The sequence below is a fragment of the Microbacterium sp. LWS13-1.2 genome, assembly GCF_040144835.1.
GTDB lineage: Bacteria > Actinomycetota > Actinomycetes > Actinomycetales > Microbacteriaceae > Microbacterium.
In genome coordinates this window covers 1920568-1942651 of record NZ_CP151632.1, presented here as the reverse complement: position 1 = coordinate 1942651, position 22084 = coordinate 1920568, and the positions used below count along the sequence as shown (strand labels likewise).

The 22084-nt window shown below is 70.4% G+C and carries 19 protein-coding genes; 8 read left to right on the top strand and 11 right to left on the bottom strand.

The window, feature by feature from the left end; all coding sequences use genetic code 11:
* Positions 1-15 precede the first annotated feature (15 nt).
* The 4 genes from MRBLWS13_RS09280 to MRBLWS13_RS09265 all read left to right on the top strand — a co-directional run bounded on the left by MRBLWS13_RS09280 (position 16) and on the right by MRBLWS13_RS09265 (position 5981).
* Complete coding sequence (locus MRBLWS13_RS09280; protein ID WP_349428755.1) at positions 16-363, top strand: UBP-type zinc finger domain-containing protein; 348 nt, start codon at positions 16-18, stop codon at positions 361-363.
* Positions 360-2021, top strand: coding sequence for an FAD-dependent oxidoreductase (locus MRBLWS13_RS09275; RefSeq protein WP_349428754.1), 1662 nt, complete (start codon positions 360-362; stop codon positions 2019-2021). The genes MRBLWS13_RS09280 and MRBLWS13_RS09275 overlap by 4 nt, the downstream gene beginning before the upstream one ends.
* Before the next feature lie 201 nt (positions 2022-2222).
* Positions 2223-4847 carry a S8 family serine peptidase gene (locus MRBLWS13_RS09270; protein ID WP_349428753.1) on the top strand — a complete coding sequence of 875 codons (2625 nt, stop codon included), beginning with the start codon at positions 2223-2225 and terminating at the stop codon, positions 4845-4847.
* A 153-nt stretch (positions 4848-5000) separates the two neighbouring features.
* On the top strand, positions 5001-5981 hold the full coding sequence (locus MRBLWS13_RS09265; protein WP_349428752.1) for an aldo/keto reductase: 981 nt from the start codon (positions 5001-5003) through the stop codon (positions 5979-5981).
* 25 nt (positions 5982-6006) lie between these two features.
* On the opposite strand, the gene MRBLWS13_RS09260 is transcribed toward MRBLWS13_RS09265, so the two are convergent.
* Positions 6007-6918 carry a helix-turn-helix transcriptional regulator gene (locus MRBLWS13_RS09260; protein ID WP_349428751.1) on the bottom strand — a complete coding sequence of 304 codons (912 nt, stop codon included), beginning with the start codon at positions 6916-6918 and terminating at the stop codon, positions 6007-6009.
* A gap of 62 nt (positions 6919-6980) precedes the next feature.
* On the bottom strand, positions 6981-8081 hold the full coding sequence (locus MRBLWS13_RS09255; RefSeq protein WP_349428750.1) for a DNA polymerase IV: 1101 nt from the start codon (positions 8079-8081) through the stop codon (positions 6981-6983).
* A gap of 217 nt (positions 8082-8298) precedes the next feature.
* Between MRBLWS13_RS09255 and MRBLWS13_RS09250 the strand changes: the two genes are divergently transcribed.
* Together MRBLWS13_RS09250 and MRBLWS13_RS09245 are read left to right on the top strand one after the other, a co-directional pair.
* Entirely contained in the window at positions 8299-8772 is a 474-nt protein-coding gene (locus MRBLWS13_RS09250) for an SRPBCC family protein (protein ID WP_349428749.1), read from the top strand.
* A 27-nt stretch (positions 8773-8799) separates the two neighbouring features.
* Entirely contained in the window at positions 8800-9150 is a 351-nt protein-coding gene (locus tag MRBLWS13_RS09245) for a sugar ABC transporter ATPase (RefSeq protein WP_349428748.1), read from the top strand.
* Between the two features lie 30 nt (positions 9151-9180).
* On the opposite strand, the gene MRBLWS13_RS09240 is transcribed toward MRBLWS13_RS09245, so the two are convergent.
* Both MRBLWS13_RS09240 and MRBLWS13_RS09235 read right to left on the bottom strand, forming a co-directional pair.
* A complete protein-coding gene (locus MRBLWS13_RS09240; RefSeq protein ID WP_349428747.1) occupies positions 9181-10560 on the bottom strand; it encodes a permease prefix domain 1-containing protein in 1380 nt (459 codons plus the stop codon).
* A 1-nt stretch (position 10561) separates the two neighbouring features.
* On the bottom strand, positions 10562-10936 hold the full coding sequence (locus tag MRBLWS13_RS09235; RefSeq protein WP_349429029.1) for a helix-turn-helix transcriptional regulator: 375 nt from the start codon (positions 10934-10936) through the stop codon (positions 10562-10564).
* 174 nt (positions 10937-11110) lie between these two features.
* Between MRBLWS13_RS09235 and MRBLWS13_RS09230 the strand changes: the two genes are divergently transcribed.
* A complete protein-coding gene (locus MRBLWS13_RS09230; RefSeq protein ID WP_349428746.1) occupies positions 11111-11863 on the top strand; it encodes a DUF1684 domain-containing protein in 753 nt (250 codons plus the stop codon).
* A gap of 113 nt (positions 11864-11976) precedes the next feature.
* On the top strand, positions 11977-13026 hold the full coding sequence (locus MRBLWS13_RS09225; RefSeq protein ID WP_349428744.1) for a potassium channel family protein: 1050 nt from the start codon (positions 11977-11979) through the stop codon (positions 13024-13026).
* Between the two features lie 18 nt (positions 13027-13044).
* Here the strand turns inward: MRBLWS13_RS09225 and MRBLWS13_RS09220 are convergent, their stop codons facing one another.
* From MRBLWS13_RS09220 to MRBLWS13_RS09190, 7 genes are all read right to left on the bottom strand, one after another.
* Positions 13045-14094 (bottom strand): LacI family DNA-binding transcriptional regulator, encoded by a 1050-nt coding sequence (locus MRBLWS13_RS09220; RefSeq protein WP_349428743.1) that lies wholly within the window; start codon positions 14092-14094, stop codon positions 13045-13047.
* Positions 14091-15620 (bottom strand): sugar ABC transporter ATP-binding protein, encoded by a 1530-nt coding sequence (locus tag MRBLWS13_RS09215; RefSeq protein ID WP_349428742.1) that lies wholly within the window; start codon positions 15618-15620, stop codon positions 14091-14093. Before MRBLWS13_RS09215 ends, MRBLWS13_RS09220 begins: the two co-directional genes overlap by 4 nt.
* Before the next feature lie 49 nt (positions 15621-15669).
* Positions 15670-16689, bottom strand: coding sequence for a sugar ABC transporter permease YjfF (locus MRBLWS13_RS09210; RefSeq protein WP_349428741.1), 1020 nt, complete (start codon positions 16687-16689; stop codon positions 15670-15672).
* Positions 16686-17768, bottom strand: coding sequence for an ABC transporter permease (locus MRBLWS13_RS09205; RefSeq protein WP_349428740.1), 1083 nt, complete (start codon positions 17766-17768; stop codon positions 16686-16688). Before MRBLWS13_RS09205 ends, MRBLWS13_RS09210 begins: the two co-directional genes overlap by 4 nt.
* A complete protein-coding gene (locus MRBLWS13_RS09200; protein WP_349428739.1) occupies positions 17765-19297 on the bottom strand; it encodes a sugar ABC transporter ATP-binding protein in 1533 nt (510 codons plus the stop codon). Before MRBLWS13_RS09200 ends, MRBLWS13_RS09205 begins: the two co-directional genes overlap by 4 nt.
* 81 nt (positions 19298-19378) lie before the next feature.
* Positions 19379-20356 (bottom strand): ABC transporter substrate-binding protein, encoded by a 978-nt coding sequence (locus tag MRBLWS13_RS09195; RefSeq protein ID WP_349428738.1) that lies wholly within the window; start codon positions 20354-20356, stop codon positions 19379-19381.
* Between the two features lie 311 nt (positions 20357-20667).
* Positions 20668-21915 carry an MFS transporter gene (locus MRBLWS13_RS09190; protein WP_349428737.1) on the bottom strand — a complete coding sequence of 416 codons (1248 nt, stop codon included), beginning with the start codon at positions 21913-21915 and terminating at the stop codon, positions 20668-20670.
* Positions 21916-22084 lie beyond the last annotated feature (169 nt).

Below are 22084 nucleotides of genomic sequence, written 5' to 3'. Positions count from 1 at the left end.
CGAGAGGCAGGCCCGATGAGCCTGGATGAGATCGACCCCACCGTGCCGCCCTCGGGCGAGGGGTGCGCGGAGTGCGACGCCGTCGGCGGTTGGTGGGTGCACCTGCGGCGGTGCGCAGTGTGCGGGCACGTCGCATGCTGCGACACGTCGCCGGCGCAGCACGCGACGGCGCACTTCCGCACGAGGGGGCACCGCTACGTGCGCAGCTTCGAGCCGGGCGAGGACTGGTTCTGGGACTACGTCGCCGGCGACTACGTCAACGGGCCCGCCCTCGCGCCGCCCGTCTCGCGACCGGTCACGCAGCCGTCGCCCGGCCCGGCGGGCAGGCTGCCCGCCGACTGGCGGGAGTTGATCCACCGATGACCTCTCACGAGATCTCGCCGGCGAAGCAGCGTGAGATCGAACGCATGATGAAGCCGGCCCTGACAGACGCGCAGTGGGACCGGCTCCTCGCCTTCGGCGAGCCGCAGGAGGTCGCGGAGGGCGAGTACCTCTTCCAGGCCGGCGACCTCGACTACGACCTGATCCTGGTCGACACCGGCGAGATCGAGATCGTCCGTGTCTCCTTCGGCTGGGTCGACGAGACGGTGGTCGGCACGATGGGTTCGCGCAGCTTCGTCGGCGAGCTGGGCCTGCTGAACGGGCAGGGGGCGTTCCTGTCGGCGCGCGCTTCGAAGCCGGGCCGGATGCTGCGGGTGAGCCGCTCCCGGCTGCGTCTGCTGATGGCGGAGGACGATGAGCTGTGCGACATCGTGCTGCACGCCCTCTGGGCTCGACGCGAGATCCTCCGCCGCGGACCTGCTGCGCTGACCCTGAAGCTGGTCGGACCCCGTTCATCGCGCGAGTTCCTCACCCTCCGACGCTTCGCGGAGCGGGTCGATCTGGTGCACACCGCGATCGAACTGGCGCCCGGCGATCTCTGGACGCTCGGTGAGCACGGCATCGGCCTCGAGGATCTGCCGGTGGCGTTCATCCAGGGCGAGCCGATGGCGCGCGCGACGCCGGGCATGGTCGCGGAGCGCCTCGGGCTGAGCTATCAGGCGCGCGCCGACGAGGTCGTCGATCTCGTCGTCGTCGGCGGCGGGCCGGCCGGTCTGGCCGCGGCCATCTACGGTGCGTCCGAAGGTCTCGACACGGTGCTGCTGGATGCCGTCGCGCCGGGCGGGCAGGCGGCGGCGACGTCGAGGATCGAGAACTTCCTCGGATTCCCGTTCGGAGTCAGCGGCGGCGATCTGATCGGCCAGGCGTCGCTCCAGGCGCTGAAGTTCGGGGTCCGCGTCTATGCGCCCTGCGAGGCCGTCGACCTCCGACCCGTCGGCGACGACATCGACATCGCTCTCACCGACGGGCGCCTCATTCGCACGCGGACCGTGATCGTCACATCCGGCGCCGCCTACCGCACCCTCGACCTGGAGCGTTGGAACGAGTTCGAGGGCGCCGGCATCTACTACGCGGCGACGCCGCTCGAACTGCGCCAGGTCTTCGAGTCGCCCGTCGTCGTCGTGGGCGGCGCGAACTCCGCCGGCCAGGCGTCGCTGTATCTCGCCGCGAACGGCTGCCCCGTCCACCTGGTGGTGCGCGGCTCCGACCTCGGCACGCGGATGTCGTCGTATCTCGTGGATCGCCTGCTCGAGGATCCGCGCATCGACGTCCACACCGGCTCGCGCGTCGTGGGGCTGGACGGCCGGTCCACCCTCGAGCGCGTGAGCATCGATTCGGTGGGGGATGTCGCGGCGCGCGGGCTCTTCTGCTTCATCGGCGCGGAGCCCGCCACGTCGTGGCTCGCCGATCTCGACCGCGATGCCGACGGGTTCCTCCGCACCGGCACCGACGTGTCGGTCCAGTCGCTCCAGCGCTGGCAGGGGCTCGGAAGGGAGCCGCTGCCGTTCGAGACCTCCGTGCCGCGGATCTTCGCGGCCGGGGACGTGCGCCGCGGGTCGATGAAGCGCGTCGCCGCCGCCGTCGGCGAGGGCTCCAGCGCGGTCGCGTCGGTGCACCGGGCGCTGGCCGACTTCCGCTGAGCCGGGCGGGCGACCGCCGGCAGCCCCGCGCCGCGCCGGTCGTGCGGCGGCCTCGGCCTGCCGGTCGCTCGACCGTCCTCGGCGTGCCGTCGACCGGGTCTCGCGAGTATCACCGCGGTCGGCGGACCCTCCTTGCCCGTGGTGGAGGTACCACCGGGCGTGCGCCCGGAAGGGACGCGCCGATGGATGGAGGGAACCATCATGAGGTCCAGAATCGTCTCCATACTCGCCGTGTGTGCGGTGACGCTCGGGGTGGTGGCCGTCAGTCCACCCGCGTACGCCGCTCCACCGGATCGGGTGCGCGTCATCGTCCAGCTCGACCGCAAGGCGTCGGCCGACGACGTCGTGCGAGGAGTCGCCGGGGGTGCGACCGATGTGACGAAGACGGCGACGATGCCGTACGTGATCATGGAGGTGCCGCAGCCGGCGCTGCGGGGGCTGAAGAACAACCCGCACGTCGTCGGCGTCGTCGAGGACTTCGCCGATCCGCCGGCTCTCGCCAGCACGCTGCCGGTCGTGAACGGCGACGACGTGCAGGCGCTCGGCTACACGGGCGCCGGTGCCACCGTGGCGATCCTCGATTCCGGCATCGATGCCGACCATCCGTTCTTCGGATCCCGCATCGTCGCCCAGCACTGCTTCTCCGACCCCGGGGACGACGACGGCGACGGCGATGAGGCGAGCCTCTGCCCCGACGGCACGACCGAGGACACGTCCGCCGACATCGACAGCGACAACAACGCCACCTGCGTCGACGGCGGCGGCAACATCTGCGACCACGGCACCCACGTCGCCGGCATCGCAGCCGGCCGTGCGGCCGACGACGCCGGCGGATCGCCGCCGGGCAACGGCGTCGCACCCGACGCCCAGATCATCGCCGTGCAGGTGTTCACGCGCGTCAACGTGGCGAGCGACTGCGCGCCGAACCCTGCGCCCTGCGTGCTGTCTTACGTCTCGGACCAGATCCAGGGACTCGACTGGGTGCGAGGCCAGGCGGCGGCGAACCCGGGGTGGAACGTCGTGGCCAGCAACATGAGCCTCGGCGGCGGCAACAACTCGTCGGCCTGCGACGGCGACACGCGCAAGGCCGCGATCGACAGCAACCTGGCTTCCGGTATCGCGACCGTCATCGCCTCGGGAAACAACTCGTTCCTCAACGCCGTGGGGGCACCGGGATGCATCTCGACGGCGTTCACCGTCGGTCGCACGAACGACGACGACACGACCACGAACTCGGGCAACAGAGGTGCGCTGCTGGACGTGATGGCGCCGGGATCGTCGATCGACTCCGCGATCGACGATGACGTGTACGGCAGCAAGAGCGGCACATCCATGTCGACGCCGTTCGTGGCCGGAGCACTGGCTGTGCTGCGGTCGGCCTATCCGTCACGGCCGATCGCTAACCTGCTGGCCGACATCACCTCGACGGGCGTGCCCATCACCTACACCACGAACGCAGCCGGGACGACGACGAACACCACGCCGCGCCTCGACCTGCTCGCGGCGCTGCAATCGCCGAACGCGGCCCCGATGGTCACCGCCGACGACGTCGCGGTGACGGTGGACGAGGGGACGCAGGCGACGAACACCGGAACGGCGACGGATGCCGATGGCACCATCACCGCCCTCACGGCGACGATCGGCACGGTGACGCCTTCGGGCTCGTCGTGGTCGTGGTCGTACACACCGCCCGAGGGACCCGCCGACGAGACGGTGACCATCACCGCCACGGACGACAAGGGTGAAACGGGCCAGACGTCGTTCTCGCTGCACGTCGACAACGTGCCCCCTGCGGTCGTGGTCGACACGGTGACCGGAGCTGACGAGAACGCCGTCGTCACGCTCGCGGCGCACTTCGCCGACCCGGGTGTGAACGACACGCACACGGCCAGTGTGGACTGGGGCGACGGCACCGTCACCGCAGCCACGGTGACAGGCACCGCGGTCGAGGCGACGCACGTCTACGGCGACGACGGCTCGTTCCCGGTCACCCTCACCGTCACCGACGACGACGGCGGAGCGGGCTCCGACACGGGCACCGCAACGGTGGCCAACGTCGCCCCGACGGCCGAGATCACCGGACCGCCGACGACGTCGTGGAACGGACAGGACATCGTGTTCGGCACCGCCGGCGAGCCGGTGGCGTTCGAGGCTCGGGGCACCGACCCGGGCAGCGACGACCTCGTGTTCGCGTGGGACTTCGGTGACGGCGCGACCGCCAGTCACACGAGCCTGGTGAACCCGCCGGCCGCCGATGGCGACCCGAGCCCGAGCATCCAGCCTCGGGACGTGACGGATGCCGCGCCGCACACGTACGCGATCGCGTGCGCGGCGACCACCGGCGTCGAGGTGTCGGACGACGACGGGGGTTCGGCATCCGACGAGGTCCAGGTCGTGATCCTCGGCACCAGCACCGATGCCGGAACGCTGGGCGTGTGGCAGACCGACTACCGCGAGAAGCGCAGCGCGCTGCACACGGTCGACGAGAAGCTGTGCCTTCTCTCGGTCGTGCGGGTGCTGAGCGCCGTCTTCGACGAGAAGGTGCCGTTGACGACGATTCCGCATGCCGTGTCGGCGCTGTGGCCGAAGCAGACGAAGAACGCGGAGAACCAGTTCGACGCGCATCTGCTGTCGCTCTGGCTCAATGTCGCCGACGGGTCGATCGCGCTGAGCGATCCGGTCGACACCGATGGCGACGGCACGGCCGACGCCACGGTCGGCGCCGTGATCCAGGCCGGCGAAGCCGCGCGCACGGCGGCGAACCCGTCGCAGAGCGCGCTCACCTCGTTCAAGAACCTGTTCGAGGCGATCAACGCGGCTGCATGAGTCGACACGCGGGGGCCCGGCCGGACGGTCGGGCCCTCACGTGTCAGGGGGTCTGGCAGTACCTGTCACGCGGGGGTCTCCCGTGGACGCCCCCACGGGAGTGAGATGGGGGATGCCGTGGGGAGCGAGCGCCCCCGGGCACGAGGAGGATCCATGCACACCAGGAAGCTCGGTCAGGGCCTCGAGGTCTCGGCGATCGGCATCGGCGCGATGGGGATGTCGATGAGCTACGGTCCCAACCCCGGCGACCGCGACGACATGATCGGCGTGCTCCGCTACGCGGTCGAGCACGGCGTCACATTCATCGACACCGCCGAGGTGTACGGGCCGTACGACAACGAGGTGCTCGTCGGCGAGGCGATCGCCCCGATCCGCGACCAGGTCGTCGTGGCCACCAAGTTCGGGTGGGACATCGTCGACGGCAGCATGCAGGGCACGGACTCGCGACCCGAGCAGATCCGGCGCGTCGCCGACGCGTCGCTGCAGCGGCTCGGCGTCGAGGCGATCGACCTGTTCTACCAGCACCGGGTCGACCCGGACGTGCCGATCGAGGACGTCGCGGGCGCCGTCGGCGAACTCGTCGCGGCAGGGAAGGTGAAGCACTTCGGGCTCTCCGAGGCAGGGGCCGGGACGATCCGGCGCGCGCACGCGGTGTTCCCGGTGACGGCCGTGCAGAGCGAGTACTCGCTGTGGACCCGCGACCCCGAGCCCGAGGTGCTGCCGACGTGCGTCGAGCTCGGCATCGGGTTCGTGCCCTTCAGTCCGCTGGGCAAGGGCTTCCTCACGGGCACCGTGTCGGCCGACTCCACCTTCGGCGCCGATGAGATCCGCGGCCGGGTTCCGCGCTTCCAGCCCGACAACCTGCGGGCCAACCAGGCCATCGTCGACGGGGTGCGCGACATCGCCGCCGCACGCGGGGCGACGCCCGGCCAGGTGGCCCTCGCGTGGCTGCTGTCGCGGCATCCGTTCGTGGTCCCGATCCCGGGCACCCGGCGGCGCGAGCGCGTCGACGAGAACGCCGGGGCCACCGCCGTGCCGCTGTCGGCCGACGACATCGCGACGCTCGATGCGCTCGCCGCCGTCGTGGCCGGCAACCGCTATGACGACGGCGGCATGGCGATGGTGGGTCTGTGACGACCGCGGGGACGGATGCCGGAGGTCAGCGCGCGGACGCGGCTGCGGCATCCGTCTCCGCGACCGTGGCGTCGTGGGCGGCGAACTCTGCCGCCTGCGTCGCCGCCCACGACGCCAGCAGCTTGAGGGCATCGGCGGACGACGAGATCTGCGGGGCGGTGTAGACGTTCAGCACGAGGCCCGGTTCGCTGGGCAGGTCCATGGGCTCGTAGTTGAGATCGAGGTCGCCGACCACCGGATGGTGCAGGCGCTTCAGGCTGCTGCGGTGGAACTTCACGTCGCGCGACGCCCACCGCTCGCGGAACAGCTCGCTCTGCGTCGACAGCTCTCCGACGAGCCGGATGAGGTCGGGATCATGGGGGTTCCGACCCGCCTCCATCCGCAGCATCGCGGCGGAGTCGTGGGTGATCTGGTCGTAGTCGCGCCAGAACTCACGGGCCGCGGGATTCAGGTAGGCGAAGCGGGTGGTGTTCACCGGCCGCCGCGGGTCGTCGAACACGGGGGAGTACAGCGCGCGGGCGAGGAGGTTCGCCGCGATGATGTCGTGCCGGCCGTTGCGGACCCACGCCGGCGCCTCGGTGATCGCATCGAGCACCTGCGTGACGGCGGGGCGCACGGTCGATGCAGCGCGCCGTACGGGCCTGCGCGCCGGACCGGCGGCACGGGCGAGATCGAACAGATACTGGCGCTCCGCCTCGTCGAGCTGGAGGGTGCGGGCGATCGCATCCAGCACGCCCTCCGAGGCGCCCGCGAGGTTGCCGCGTTCGAGACGCACGTAGTAGTCCACCGAGACGCCGGCGAGCATCGCCACCTCCTCGCGACGCAGTCCCGCGACGCGGCGGTTGCCGCCATACGCAGGCAGTCCCGCCTGCTCGGGGGTGACCCGGGCGCGGCGCGAGCTCAGGAACTCCTTCACCTCGGCACGAATGTCAGCCATGACTCCACGCTAGGCCGCCCGGAGCGCCGGTGACAGGCTCTGCGAGTGCCCGGCGGGTGTGATCACCACCCGCCGCGGGTCGGCGTGTGTCCCTCGCGGGCGTCGTCGGGCATCGCCATCTCGGCGCGCACGCCGAGCAGGCGGATCGGGCGGCCCGGTTCGATCTTCGCGACGAGCTCGAGGGTCCGCGCCAGCACGACGGCGCGGTCGGCGGTCGAGGGGATCTTCTTCGTGAAGGTCTTGGTCAGGAACGGGGCGTAGCGCACCTTGAGCCCGAGGCCGACGACCGGGCGGTCATCGGCGGCCACCTCGTCCAGCACCTGGTCGAGCAGGCTCCGGGCGGCCGCCTCGATCTCGGCCGGATCGACGATGTCGGCCTGGAACGTGGTCTCCTTGCTGTGCCCGCGGGCGACCCAGGGCGTGTCGTCGACGACGGCCGAGCCGTCGCCGCGGCCGAGCTGCCGGTACCAGAGGCCCATGCGCGGCCCGAACTCGCCCGTCAGTGCCGTCTCGTCGGCGACGGCGAGCTCGGCGACGGTGCGGACGCCGAGCAGCGCGAGCCGCTTCGACACCTTGGACCCGACGCCCCAGAGCTCGATCGTCGGACGCTCGCCCATCACCTCGAGCCAGTTGTCGGCGGTCAGCCGGAAGGTGCCGCGCGGTTTGCCGAAGCCTGTCGCGACCTTGGCGCGCACGAGCGTGTCGCCGATGCCGACCGAGCAGTGCAGCCGCGTGCGGTCGAGCACGTCCTGCTGCAGGCGGCGCGCGTACGCCTCGGGGTCGTCGGTCTCGGCGCCGACGAACGCCTCGTCCCAGCCGAGCACCTGCACCACGGCACCGGGCTGGGCGCGCAGGGTCGCCATGACCTGCTCGGACGCTGCCAGGTACAGCGGTGCGTCGACCGGAAGGATGACGGCATCCGGGATCTTCCGTGCCGCGATGCGCAGCGGCATCCCCGACCCGACGCCGAACTCGCGCGCCTCGTACGACGCGGTCGAGACGACGGCGCGCTCCGTGGGGTCTCCGCGGCCACCGACGATGACCGGCTTGCCGGCGAGCTCCGGCCGGCGCAGCACCTCGACTGCCGCGATGAACTGGTCGAGATCGACGTGCAGCACCCAGGGCTTGGCCGCGGGCGTCGGCACCGCGGCATCCGCATTCATGACCCCGCCTCTCGCGACCGGCGCATGAGACGAGACTAGGCCGCATCGCCGACACGCCGCATAGGCGGGCGCGGGATCCGGAGGGTCAGCCGATTGCCGGCGTCCGCTGCCTACCGGTCACCGAGGCGGGCGTTACCCGCCGCCTTTCGTGGAGTCAACCCCGTGGCTCGGCACCGCCTGGTTTCGTACGGTGGCTGTTCCAGTGAGAGGAGCCGTCATGGCAACCAGCATTGTGACAGCAGAGATCGACGTGGACGCCCCGATCCGGGCCGTGTACGACCAGTGGACGCAGTTCGAGGAGTTCCCGCGCTTCATGTCCGCGGTGGAGCGCATCGACCAGCTCGACGACCAGCGCACCCACTGGATCGTGAACATCGGGGGAGTCGAGCGCGAGTTCGACGCCACCATCACCGATCAGGTGCCCGACGACCACATCTCGTGGGCGAGCCACGGTGAGAAGCTCCACACCGGCCGTGTCGGCTTCGTGCCGGCGGGGGACGGCGCTCGGGTCTCCCTCGAGATGACGTGGGTGCCCGAGTCCTTCACCGAGAAGGCCGGCGCCGCGCTCGGCATCGACGAGCGGGCCGCGAAGAAGGACCTTGAGCGCTTCAAGGAGTTCATCGAGGAGCGCGGCCGCGAGACGGGCGGCTGGCGCGGTGAGATCCACGGCACGCCGACGCGCGACGTCTGAACCGAGCTCGAGAAGAGGAGAACCACGATGTCCGACAGCCTTCCCGCAGACATCCCCGCGGCGCCCGACGGTCAGCTCGGGACGGAGCAGGCGGGAGTGCAGCCGCTCCGCGATCGCGACACGTCCATCGAACCGGACCCCACCCGCGACCCGGCGCAGGCCGAGTGGGATCGAACGACCGCGCTCGAGGTGGGCGAGGATCCGGACATCGAGACGGCCACCGGCGACGATCCGGCGCACCTGCCCTCCGATGACGAGGAGGTGCCGCGCGAGGACCTGCCGTCTGCGGCGATGCAGCCCGACACCCAGGGGTTCAGCCCGGAGATCGCCGAGCTCGGCGACACGGGCCAGGGCGACCTCGCACCCGAGGACTATTAATCAGCCGACCTGCCGATCCTCCTGCGTGGTCTAGGCGAACGCGAACAGCGGCGGGAACGCCACGACGACGATGGCCGCCCACACGAGGTAGACCGGCAGGAAGCCCGTCTGCCACCGTTCCAAGCGCTCGAACGGCGCGCGGCGCATCGCGAACCGGAGCTGCAGCCACGCGGCGCCGACGAGGTTCGCGAGCATGATGACGTTGAGCCCGAGCGAGGCGAGCTTGTTGGGACTCGCGCCCCACTCGGCGATCCGACCGATCATCGCGACGAGCACCAAGATGTCGACGACGAGCGCCGCCCCCACCATGAGCAATTGCAGCCGGTCGAACCACGACGGCGGCGCGAGCGGCTCGCGGGCCGATAGCGCGTAGAGGAGCAGGCCTACGACGACCACCAGCACGATGTCGAAGAGGATCAGCAGGTCGCGCTGGCCGAAGGCCTCGATCTCGCCTCCGCCGACGAGGTTCCCCTGCAGGAGTCCCGCGACGATGAAGGCGAGCAGCAGCAGTGTGAACAGCGGCGTGAACAGCTTGGTCAGCACCGGGGCGATGTTCTCGATGACGCTCTGCTTCGCCTCGACCAGCCATGCGGCGACGACGACCGCTCCGGCGACGCCGCACGGCACCATGAACTGCTCGACGAACCACTCGGCGTCGAGGCCGATCGCCGAGAACACGCCCATGGTGAGCGCGACGAGCACGCCGCCGCCGAGCGCGATGAGGGCGAGGTAGACCACCCATTCGCCGGTGAACCGGATGAAGTCCATGCGGGCGCGGGTCGATCTCACGCGCCCGTCGATGTACGCGATCCCGGTCACGATCCACAGCGCCACGGCGACATGCGTCGCGGCGAGCACGAGCGTCGCGCCGTCCGGTGCGAAAGGGTAGACCGCCATCACGACGGCCGCGAGAAAGAACGGGACTGCCACCACCGCGACGGTGGGCACGGACGCCCGGCGGCGCACCAGGAAGTACGTCGCGAGGAACGGCAGCACGAGCAGCGCCGCGAAGCGCGCGTAGAAGGCACCGTCGTCGCCGAAGCGGATGCCGAACAGCGCCGGGATCTGGATCGCCAGGCCCGCACCGATCGCGAGCCCGACGGCGAGCGGAAGGCCGCCGCCGCTGCGCGGCGCGGGCGGCTCGCCCGGGACCATCAGCTGCTTCCAGAGGCGCTCGGAGTGCTCGCGCGCGAACTCGCGAGAGAGGTCGTCGAGTCCGCCGAGCCGCTTCACGGCGACGAGGAACGCCTCGTCGCCGTCGAGGCCGGAGGCCTCGAGCCGATCGATCTGGCCGCGCAGGTGGTCTTCGAGCTCGTCGACGTCGCGGCCGTCGATCGCCTCGGGGCGCGAGACGTACGCTCGCCACGCCGAGATCTGGTCTTCGATGCGGGGCTCGAGGTGGTCCGCCATGTCACGCACCCCCGAACGCCGGGGCGCCGGCGAAGTCGGTGCCGCCGTCGCGATCCGACCACACCCGCTGCAGCGCCCGGCTCACCACCGCCCACTGCTGCCGCTGTTCGGCGAACGCCGCGCGACCGCTGGCGCTGAGACGGTAGTGCTTGCGCGGACGACCACTGGGGGAGGCCCCCCAGGACGACTCCACATGCCCGACCCGCTCCAGTCGGTGCAGCAGGGGGTAGAGCATGCCGTCGCTCCACTCCAGCTCGCCGCCCGAGAGCTCGCCCACGCGCTGCAGGATGGCGTAGCCGTACGACTCGCCGTCGGCGAGGATGCCGAGCACCATCGGCGTCGCTGCCGCGGCGACCAGGTCTTTGCCGATCTTCACATCGTCCTCCATACGTAGAAGCCCTATGTACATAGAAGTACAAGTTATCTAGAACTGCAAGGTAAAACGCATGACGCCGCGTGACAGTCGCGCGCGGCGCGCGGGAATGCGTTCGCCCGCGGCGTGTTGGGATGGGGAGGGCGAATCGCCGCCCACTCCGGACGAAGGACCCGCATGACCCTCCCCACGAGTACCCCCGACACCGTGACCGACGCCCGCTGGCACGCCGTGTCGTCCACGCACGGCGTCGCCGCGCTGCGCCACACGCACTGGCTGGATGCCGAGCCCCGCGCGTACGACGGTGCACCGGGCCTCTGGCGCGCGGTGGACGACCGGGTGGGCGGTACGGGTCTGCGCGCACAGGCGCCGGACGCCCCACGCGACGAGATCGTCTTGGCACCTGGAGAGCACCTCGACGTCGGACGCCTGCGGCTGAAGGCGATCAGCCGCGAGGGTGCACCGGCGCTGCGCGTGTTCGACCCCGAGGTTCCGGGGCGCACGCGGCTGCGCGGCATCCTGTCGTTCCCTCATGACGACGCGTGGGCGCTCACCGGTGTGTTCCACCCCGCGCCCGAAGGACAGATCAACGTCATCCGCAGCGTCGACGGGTACGAGCGGGAAGAGCCCGCGGTCGGCACGATCGCCCTCGAGGTGGGCGGCGCGCGCGTGGCGCTGACAGTCACCGGCGATCCGTCGTCCGGTCTGAGCGCCGTCATCGCGGATGCCACGAGCAACGTCGACGCCTACCGCTTCCGCTTCCTCGAGATCGACGCGCCGGCCGCCGACGGGTCGGTCACCGTCGACTTCAACAACGCCTACCTGCCGCCGTGCGCGTTCAGCGACCACTACGTGTGCCCGCTGCCGCCGGCAGGGAATCGCCTCGCCGTCCGGGTCGAGGCCGGGGAGCGCGCGACAGTCCTGGACTGAGCACGGTCGACCTCGCGCGACCGCGACGAGCCGGTCGCGCGGCGGGGATCGGTACGAGGACAATGGGGCCTCAGCCGGAGGGTGTCCGGCATGGCCCGATCCGAGGAGCCGACATGGCCCGTTCCCTCTCCGAGATCCGCGAACGCTCTCGTGAGCGCGCCCGACTGCGCGCCGCGGCGCGCTCCGAGCTGAAGAACACCGCGTACGAGATCTTCATCGGCGCGCTGTCGATCCTGTCGATCGTCAACCTGGTGCTCGTCTACGTGATCGCGGGCGACAACGCGGTCGAACTCGTGCTGTCGGTGATGAACGCCCTGTTCAGCGCGATCTTCCTGGGCGACTTCATCTACCGGATCTCGACCGCGCCGTCCGCGGGGCGCTACTTCTTCCGTGGCTTCGGCTGGGCCGATCTGCTGGCGAGCCTGCCGTTCCCGCAGTTCAAGATCCTCCGCCTGTTCCGTCTGCTGCGCGTCTTCCGGCTCCTGCGCGACCTCGGTCCGCGGACGGTCTGGGCGACGCTCATCCATGACCGCGCCAACAGCGCGCTGATGACGCTGCTCTTGATGGGCGTGCTCGTGCTGCAGTTCGGGAGCATCACGATCCTGGCGGTCGAGGAGCACGCGGACGGAGCCAACATCACGACGGCCTCCGATGCGCTCTGGTACACCCTCGTCACGATCTCGACCGTCGGCTACGGCGATCAGTACCCGGTCACCAATGCCGGCCGGCTCATCGGCGCACTCATCATCGTGGTCGGCGTCGGCATCTTCGGCACCTTCACCGGTTACCTGGCCAACCTCTTCCTCGGACCGGGCAGGGGCGGAGCCGAGGCTGCGGAGACGGATGCCGCGCTCGCCGATCCGGGCGACGAGCAGTCCGACGCAGCCACCGCGGGGGCGCCGGCTGCGGAGACCGCGCAGCCGTCGATCGCGCGCCACGCGGCGAAGGGGGTCGCCGCCGGTGCCGCGGCGGGTGCCGTGAACGCCGGTGTCTCGGCCGCCGCCGCTACGGTGGAAGGCGGCGCGGACGTTCCACCGGTCGCGGCCGCCGACGAGATGCCCGCCGACCCGGGGGAGACGGCCGAGCGGCTTCGCGCCCTCCTGGCGCAGTCCGAAGAGGCGATGGCCGAGATGCGGCGGCTGCTCGCCGGCGCCACGCCGTAGGGCCCGCCGGGCAGGCCGCTACGAAGGGGAGAGGCGCTCAGCTGCCGATGGTGTGGGGCCCTGCGGCCGGGTCGAGTTGCGGACGATCAGATGGGTGGGCAGCGGCGTGTCCTCGGTGACGCTGTCGGGCTCCTCCACCGCGATCAGCACCTTCTGCATCATGAGCTCGCCGAGGCTCGCGAAGTCCTGGCGCACGGTGGTGAGCGCCGGGTAGAGGTAGCCCGCCTCGGGCACGTCGTCGAAGCCGACCACGCTGACGTCCTCGGGGACGCGCAGCCCGCGCTCGCGCAGCGCGGACAGCAGACCGATGGACATGTGGTCGTTCGATGCGAACACCGCCGCCCCGGGGCCGATGTCGAGATCGGCGCCCAGCCGGTACCCGCTCGCGGCGGACCAGTCGCCGTGCCGCGGCTCGACGACCTCGAGGCGCCGCGACCCCAGCTCGTCGCGCCAGCCGCGGATGCGCTCCACGGCATCCGGAGCGCGCTGCGGCCCGGCGAGGTGGAGGATGCGCGTGTGGCCGAGCTCGGCGAGGTGTCGGACAGCCGAGCGGGCGCCGCGGTACTGATCGATCGAGACGATGAGGGGGCTCCTGCGCGCGGTCGCGGCGGCGGCGACTACCGGGATGCTGAGATCGAGGCCCCGGACGACCTCGAGCACGCCGATGTCGACGACGATGAGCACGATCGCGTCGACGCGCTGGCGGAGCAGCGACTCGATCACCTCTCGCACGGCGGCAGGGTCGGGATCGAGAGCACTCACCGTCTCGACGCTGTAGCGCTCCGCCCGGGCCGCGAAGTTGAAGGCCGTGGCCACCGACGTCGGGCCGTAGTCCGAGACCCCTGGCGCGACGAGGCCGATCGTTCGGGTGCGGCGGGTGACGAGGGCACGGGCCGCGGGGGAGGGGCTGTACCGCAGCTGTGCGATCGCCTGCTCCACCCGTGCGCGCGTGGCGGGGCGCACGTTGGGCAGGTCGTTGAGCACCCGCGAGACCGTCTGGTGCGAGACGCCCGCGAGCCGGGCGACGTCGAAGATGTTCGCGGAGCGCGCCTGCTTCTCGTCGGTCACCGTACTCCCTCCTCGTCGGCGTCGTCGGCCTGTGCGACGAGCGCCATGAGGGACTCGACGGTGAGCGAGTCGGACGGCAGTGTGTCGACCACGCGGCCGCCACGCAGGATCGCGACGCGGCTGGCGACGCGCAGCACCTCCTCGAGCTCGGCCGAGATGAACACCACCGACAGCCCGTTGTCGGCGAGCTCGCCCACGAGGTTCTGGATCTCGACCTTGGCTCCGACGTCGATGCCGCGCGTCGGCTCGTCGAGGACGAGCACGCGCGGTGAGAGCGCGAGCAGTCGTGCCAGCAGCACCTTCTGCTGGTTGCCGCCGGACAGCGTGCCCGCGGGGCGGTCCGGGTCGGCCGGCCGGATGTCGAGCGCCTCGATCCAGCTCATCGCGAGTTCCCGGCGGCGCTGATCCCGCATGCGCCGGAACACGCCTCGCTCCGCCTGCAGCGCGAGGGTGATGTTGTCCTGCACGCTGAGCTCGCTGATGATGCCCTCGGTGCGGCGGTTCTCCGACGAGTAGACGATGCCGAACGCGATCGCCTCGCGAGGGCTTCTCTGCTCGACCCGCCTTCCGCTGATCGTGATGATCCCCGCGTCCAGCCGGTCGGCTCCGGTGAGCGCGCGCGCCAGCTCGGTCCGTCCCGAGCCGAGGAGTCCCGCAAGCCCGAGCACCTCGCCCTCATGCAGCGCGACGTCGGCGTCGGCGATGCCGGGAGAGACCGTCACGCCGTGAGCATTGAGCAGAGCGGATGCCGCCTCCGGGGCGGCGTCGACGCGATCGCGTGTGCCGAGGTCCGAGAGGCTGCGCCCCAGCATCTTCTCGACGAGGTCTATGCGCAACAGCTCCGTCGGCAGGTACTCGCCGACGAGCCGGCCACCCCGGAGGACGGTGATGCGGTCGGCGATCTCGTAGACCTGGTCGAGGAAGTGGGAGATGAAGATGATCGCGACGCCGCGCTCCTTGAGGTCGCGCATGACGCGGAAGAGCTCGGCCACCTCGTCGATGTCGAGGCTCGAGGTGGGCTCGTCCAGCACGAGCACCCGCACGTCGATCGAGATCGCCCGCGCGATGGCGACGAGCTGCTGGACGGCGAGCGAGTGGCTGCCGAGCATCGACGCCGGATCGATCGTCAGCCCGAGTCCCGAGAGCACCTCGGCAGCACGCTCGCGCATCGCCGACCAGCGGATCGTGCCGAAGCGGCGCGGCTCGCGGCCGAGGCAGATGTTCTCGGCCACGGTGAGATTCGGCAGCAGGTCGATCTCCTGGTAGACCGTGCTGATCCCCGCGCGCAGCGCGTCGGCCGGTGTCCCGAACCGGACGGGTTGCCCGTCGAGCTCGATGCGTCCGATGTCGAGGTGCAGCGCCCCGGTGAGCGCCTTGATGAGCGTCGACTTGCCGGCGCCGTTCTCTCCCATGAGCGAGTGCACCTCGCCGGGGAACACGCGGAAGCGCACGGCGTCGAGCGCGGTCTCCGCGCCGAACCTTACCGTCGCCCCGGTGAGTTCCATGAGCGGACGCCGCTCGTCCATCACGCCATTATGTCGTGCGACGCGAACGGGTCCGCTCATGGCACTCGGGTCATCGGCGACGGTCGGACCGGGTGACGATGAACCGCTGCACGACGATGAACACCAGAAGCAGCCCGCCGATGATGATGCGGGTCCACGACTGCTCCGCGCCCATGAACGCGATGATGGTCTTGATCACGCCGTACACGAGCACGCCGATCATCGAGCCGATCACATAGCCGGACCCGCCCGTGAGGAGCGTGCCGCCGATGACCACCGCGGCGATCGCGTCGAGCTCTGTGCCGACGCCGTTGAGCGGGTAGCCGGCGCCGGAGTAGGCCGTGAGGACGAGGCCCGCGAGGCCGCCGCAGACGCCGCTGATCACGTAGACGAGGATCTTCGTCCGCGCCACCGGAAGGCCCATCAGCCGAGCCGACTGCTCGTTGCCGCCGATGGCGTAGATCGTGCGGCCGAAGCGCGTCCACTGCGTGACGAAGACGCCGATCGCGACGATGAGGAGGGCGAGGATGCCGGTGGGCGTCAGGTACCAGTCGCCCACCGTGAGCCGAGTGCGCTGCAGCCACAGCACCGCGGGGTCCTCGACACGGATCGACGACAGGCTGACGACGAACGCGAGGCCGCGAGCCAGGAACAGGCCGGCGAGCGAGGCGATGAACGGCTGCACGTCGAAGTAGTGCACGAGCACGCCTATCAGCAGGCCTATCGCGGCGCCGCCGAGCAGCATGAGCGGAATCGCCACGATCGCGGGAAGCCCCTCGGCCAGCAGCTTCGCGCACAGGATGCCGGTGAACGCCATCACGGACCCGACCGACAGGTCGATGCCGCCCGTCAGGATCACGAACGTCAGGCCAACGGCGAGTATCAGCAGGTAGGCGTTGTTCAGCAGCAGCGCCGAGAGGTTGCGAGGCGTGATGAAGTTGCCGAACGCGAACTGCGCGCCCACGAGGAGCACGATCAGGATCACGATGGCCGCGAACGTCGGCATGAGCGACGAGTGACGGCTCAGGAAGGTCGCATAGCGGGCGCCGAGCGTCGGGCGCCCGGCCTCGGTCTGAGTCGTCGTGGTCATCGGACCGCCTCCGCCTTCGTCGGCTCCGTCGTGGTCGAGGGTGTGGGTGCGGGCGTGCTCGGACCGCCGCCGCCGGAGCGGCGCGAGGCGATCAGCCCGCGGGCGAACCGGTGCAGCCGCGGCGACTGGACGAGGACGACCACGATCACGACCGCTGCGAAGAACACGGGCGCCTGCGCCGACGGCACGCCGAGGAACAGGATGGTGGACTCGAGCGTCTGGATCGTGAGGACGCCGACGACCGTGCCCGCGATGGTGAACTTGCCTCCCATGAGCGATGTGCCGCCCAGCACGACGGCGAGGATCGCATAGAGCTCGATGTACAGCCCCGCGGCATTCGCGTCGGCAGCCATGATGTTCGAGCTGTAGAGGACACCCGCCATGCCGGCCAGCACGCCGCTCGCGGCGTAGGCGCCGAAGACGATCCCGCGGGCACGGACGCCCGCCAGCCGGCTCGCCTCGGGGTTGATGCCGACGGACTCCGTGAGCACGCCGAGCGCGGTGCGCCGCTCGAGCAGTGCGATGACCGCGATCGCCGCGATGGAGATGAACAGGGCGAACGGGAGTCCGATGACGTAGCCCGTTGCGATGAACTTGTAGGGCGCGCTGGTGACCGTGGTGATGAACCCGTCGGTGATGAGCAGAGCCACGCCGCGGCCCGCGAGCATGAGCACGAGGGTCGCGATGATCGGCTGGATGCCCAGCACCGCGATGAGGAAGCCGTTCCACACGCCCAGGACGAGGGCCACCAGGATGCCGACCAGGAGCGCGACGGCGACGGTGGCGCCGCTGCCCGGATCGCCGGAGGTGTCGATGATCGTCAGCGCCACCGCGCCGGAGACAGCCATGATGGCGCCGACCGAGAGATCGATGCCCCGGGTGGCGATGACGATCGTCATGCCGAGGGCCACGAGCATGAGCGGCGCGCTGTTGCGGAGGATGTCGATGAGCGCTCCGTACAGCTGGCCGTCCCGCACGGTGATGCTGATGAACTGCGGTCGCGCGATCGTGTTGACCACGATCAGTGCGAGCAGGGCCGCGACCGGCCAGAACAGCCGGTGTGTGACGAGCTTCTTCACGCTGCGCTCCCCTCGCCCTCGTTGGCGATGTAGTCGATGAGCAGATCGAGGTCGACGGTGCTGGAGTCCAGCTCGCCGATGCGGCGTCGATCGCGCATGACGACGACTCGCTGTGCCAATCGAAGCACTTCTTCGAGCTCCGATGAGATGAAGATGACCGAGAGCCCCTGCGCCGAGAGCTCGGCGACCTTGCGCTGGATGTCGGCCTTCGCCCCGACGTCGATGCCGCGGGTGGGCTCGTCGAGGATGATCAGCTGCGGCGCGGTCGCCAGCCATCGGGCGAGCAGCACCTTCTGCTGGTTCCCGCCCGACAGATTGCGCACCAGCATGTCCGGGTCGGCCGGCCGGACTCCGAGTGCCGAGATGTACTCCGAGACCACCTGGTCGCGCTCCGCGCGGCGCACCGGGCGCATCCATCCCCGCTTCGCCTGGATGCCGAGCACGATGTTCTCGGCGACCGTCAGGTCGGCGATGACCCCTTCGGCGCGGCGGTCCTCGGAGGAGAACGCGATGCGATGGTCGATCGCGTGGCGGGGGGAGGTGAGACGTGCGGGCCGACCGCCCATCTCGACGGTTCCCGAGTCGGCCTTGTCGGCGCCGTACAGCAGTCGCACGAGCTCGGTGCGGCCCGAGCCGAGGAGCCCGGCGAGGCCGACGACCTCGCCCTCGTAGATGTCGAGGTCGCTGGGCTCCAGCATCCCTCTGCGTCCGACTCCGGTGGCGCGCAGCACCGGCGCCGCAGAGCGGTCGATGACGCGGTCGGCGGTGCGCGAGATGGCGGCGAGCTCGTCGAGCTCGCGCCCGATCATCTGGCTCACGAGGCTGTCGCGCGGCAGATCCGTCGCGATGTGCTCTCCGACGAGCCGGCCGTTGCGCAGCACCGTGATGCGGTCGGAGATCTCGTAGACCTGGTCGAGGAAGTGGCTGACGAACAGGATCGCGACGCCGTGGTCGCGGAGCTCTCGGATGACCGCGAACAGGCGCTCGACCTCGCCGCGGTCGAGGCTCGAGGTCGGCTCGTCGAGGATGAGCACCCTGGCGTCGAGCACCATGGCGCGGCTGATCGCGACGAGCTGCTGGATCGCGATGGAGTGGCTCGAGAGGATCGACCGCGTATCGATCGTGAGGCCGAGGCCCGCGAGGTGCTGGGCGGCGAGCCGGTGGACGGCCTTCCAGTCGATGCCCGCGCGGCCTCTCGGCTCGTGCCCGAGCATCACGTTCTCGCCGACCGAGAGGTTGGCGCAGAGGTTGACCTCCTGGTAGACGGTGGAGATCCCCGCTGCCTGCGCGTCCGCGGTCGCCGAGAACACCCGCTCCTCGCCGTCGACGGCGATCGTGCCGCTGTCGATCTGGTACACGCCGGTCAGGGCCTTGATGAGAGTCGACTTCCCGGCGCCGTTCTCGCCCATGAGGGAGTGGATCTCACCGCGGCGCAGCGTGAAGTCGACGTGATCGAGGGCGAGGACGCCGGGGAAGCTGATGGTGATGCCCCGCATCGCGACGGCGGGGGTGTCTTCGTTGACGATCATGCGCATCCGTGCTTTCGTGTCGAGTCCGACGTCCGTCGGGGATCGGCCTCAGCCGATCCCCGACGGACGCGGGGACGGGGATCAGTACGCGCGGGAGTCGATGACCTCGGCGGCCTGCTCCTGCGTGAAGGACTGGTCCTCGACATAGACCTCCTTCTCGACGTCCTTGCCGTCGAGGACGTCGGTCACGAGGCCCGCGGCGAGCTCGCCGAGCAGCGGGTTGCACTCCACGATGAAGTTGATCTTGCCGTCGACGAGGGCCTGCATGCCGTCATGCACCGCGTCGATCGAGATGATCTTGATGTCCTCGCCGGGTACGCCGCCTGCCGCTTCGATCGCTTCGATCGCGCCCAGCGCCATATCGTCGTTGTGCGCGTACAGAAGGTCGATGCCGTCCACGCCGTACTTCTGAAGGAAGCCCTCCATGACCGTCTTGCCGCCGTCGCGCGTGAAGTCGCCGGTCTGCGAGTCGATCGTCTCGATGGCCGTGCCCTCGATCGCCTCGTTGAATCCCTCGGCGCGGTCGTTCGCAGGCGCGGAGCCCGTGGTGCCCTCGAGCACGACCATCTTCGTCGGAGTGTCGGCGAAGTTCTCGGCCGCCCACTCGCCGGCGGTCACGCCCTCCTTCTTGAAGTCGAGGCCGACCCAGCTGGCGAAGAGATCGTCGGATGAGGTGACCGTGCGGTCTTCCAGCACGACCGGGATGCCGGCATCCGACGCCTCCTGGAGCACGTCGTCCCACCCGTCCTCCACGATCGGGGCGATGACGATCGCGTCGACGCCCCGGCTGATGAAGTCGCGGACCGCCGCGATCTGCGCCGCCGGGTCGTTGTCGGCGGCGTTGAAGATGAGCTCGAAGCCGTTGTCTTCGGAGAATGCCTCCTTCATCGACTCGGTGTTGGCGCTCCGCCAGCCCGACTCGGAACCGGTCTGCGCGAAGCCGACCGTCACGAGCTCGTCGCCACCTGCGCCGGCCCCGTTGCCCGGGCTCGCGCAGCCTGTGGCCACCAGTGCCATCGCTCCCAGAAGCGCTGCACCGGCGAGAATCCTGTTCTTCATTCCCAAAACCTCCTCGTTCGGGTCCGGCATCGACGCCGGTATCACTGTGCACCGGGCCGCACCCATGCCGCCCGTCCGCCTGAATGTTAGCCTTCACATTCGGGGGTAGCACAAGATGTGAGCGGTAACATTTGCGTAACGCGGGAGTTTGTGCGGGTCCTTCGGTCGGGAAATCTCGCGCAACTTCGCGGAAGTGAGGGATCACATCCGCCGCGCAGCGTCAGCCGACGCCGTCGTGGTCTCTCTCGGAGCACATGAGCGCGTTCACAACGCGCCCGCGGAGGACACCTGTCGGCCGGGACGCCTCGGTGTCAGTGTCGCAAAGCGACCGCGTTCCATACGCCCGCGCCGAGGACGACGGCGGCGGCGACCAGGGGAGCGACGAGGGCGGTCGCCGCCCCCGAGGTGTCGGCCACGAGACCGGTGACGGCCGATGCGGCGGACTGCCCGACGACGACGGCCGAGCCGAGCATCGTCATGACGGTCGCCGAGCGTCCGCGGGGGCTGAAGGCGGCCGCGAGGCTGTACTGGGTCACGAGCGTCGGCCCGATGCCCACACCGATCACGAGCAGGCAGATCGCCATCGCGCCGACCGTGCCGACGAAGGGCAGCAGGACGGCTCCGGCGACGAGGATCGCCGCGAACGTCAGCCACCGTGCCCGCAGGCTGAAGCGGGCTGGGAAGAGCGCGACGCCGAGGGCGAGCGCCGCGGATCCGATGCCCATCGCCCCGTAGACGAGGCCGGCCTGCTCGGGCACGCCGCGCTCGGCCATGAACGCCGTGAGCGAGGTCAGCATGGCGCCGAAGAACAGGCCCATGCCGAGTGCGCCCACGACGGGCGCGAAGACGCGTGCGCGGAAGAGCTCACCGAGCGGCGCCTGCTCGGGGCGGACGCCTCCTGCGGATGCCGCCGCCTTCGCCGCGGTCGGATGCAGCGCGAACGCGGTGACGAAGACCAGGCCCAGCACAGCGGCCCCGATCACCGGTGCCGCGGGGTTCAGTGTCGTCGCCAGCAGGCCGACGATGACGGGGCCGAAGACGAACACGATCTCGTCCGCCGCGGACTCGTATGCCATCGCGCCGTTCACGACGGGCGTGCGGCGCTCCTTCGGGTACGCCCGCCCGATGATGCCGACCAGGCGGCTCCGCGAGAGGGGTGCGACCTGCGGCATCGACGCCCCGATGAAGAAGGCGACCGCGAGCAGGGCGGCATCCGGCACCGGTGCGAAGGCCAGCCATGCGAAGGTCGCGAGCATGACGCTGTTGGCCGCGCCGGCGATCAGCAGCACGCGGCGCTGACCGAAGCGGTCGGCCGCGGCACCCAGGAGGGGCCCGACGAGCGCGGTGCCGAGGCCGGTCATCGCGCTCGTCGCACCGCCGAGGGCGAGCGATCCGCGCGCCGATACGACGAGCGTCAGGATGCCGACCACCATCATCGCGAACGGAAGGCGCGCGATCAGCGCGATGGGGAAGTACGCGTAGCCGGCCTCGCGGATGAGGCTCGGGCGCGGGGCGGTGCTCGCAGGGCGCTGTCGCGCATCGGTGAGTGTCGTGTGCATCGTGGTTCGGGGCTTTCCGGCCGCAGATGGCGGCATTGCGTGCCGCCTTGTCCGCAGCGGAGAGGGCCGCAGACAGGTAGATGCACATCGAGGATGGCCCGGCCAGTCTACCGATGCCACCTGAGCGGGGCCTGGCTGCCGGTCTCATGGGGGCGAGGGTGTCGGCGGT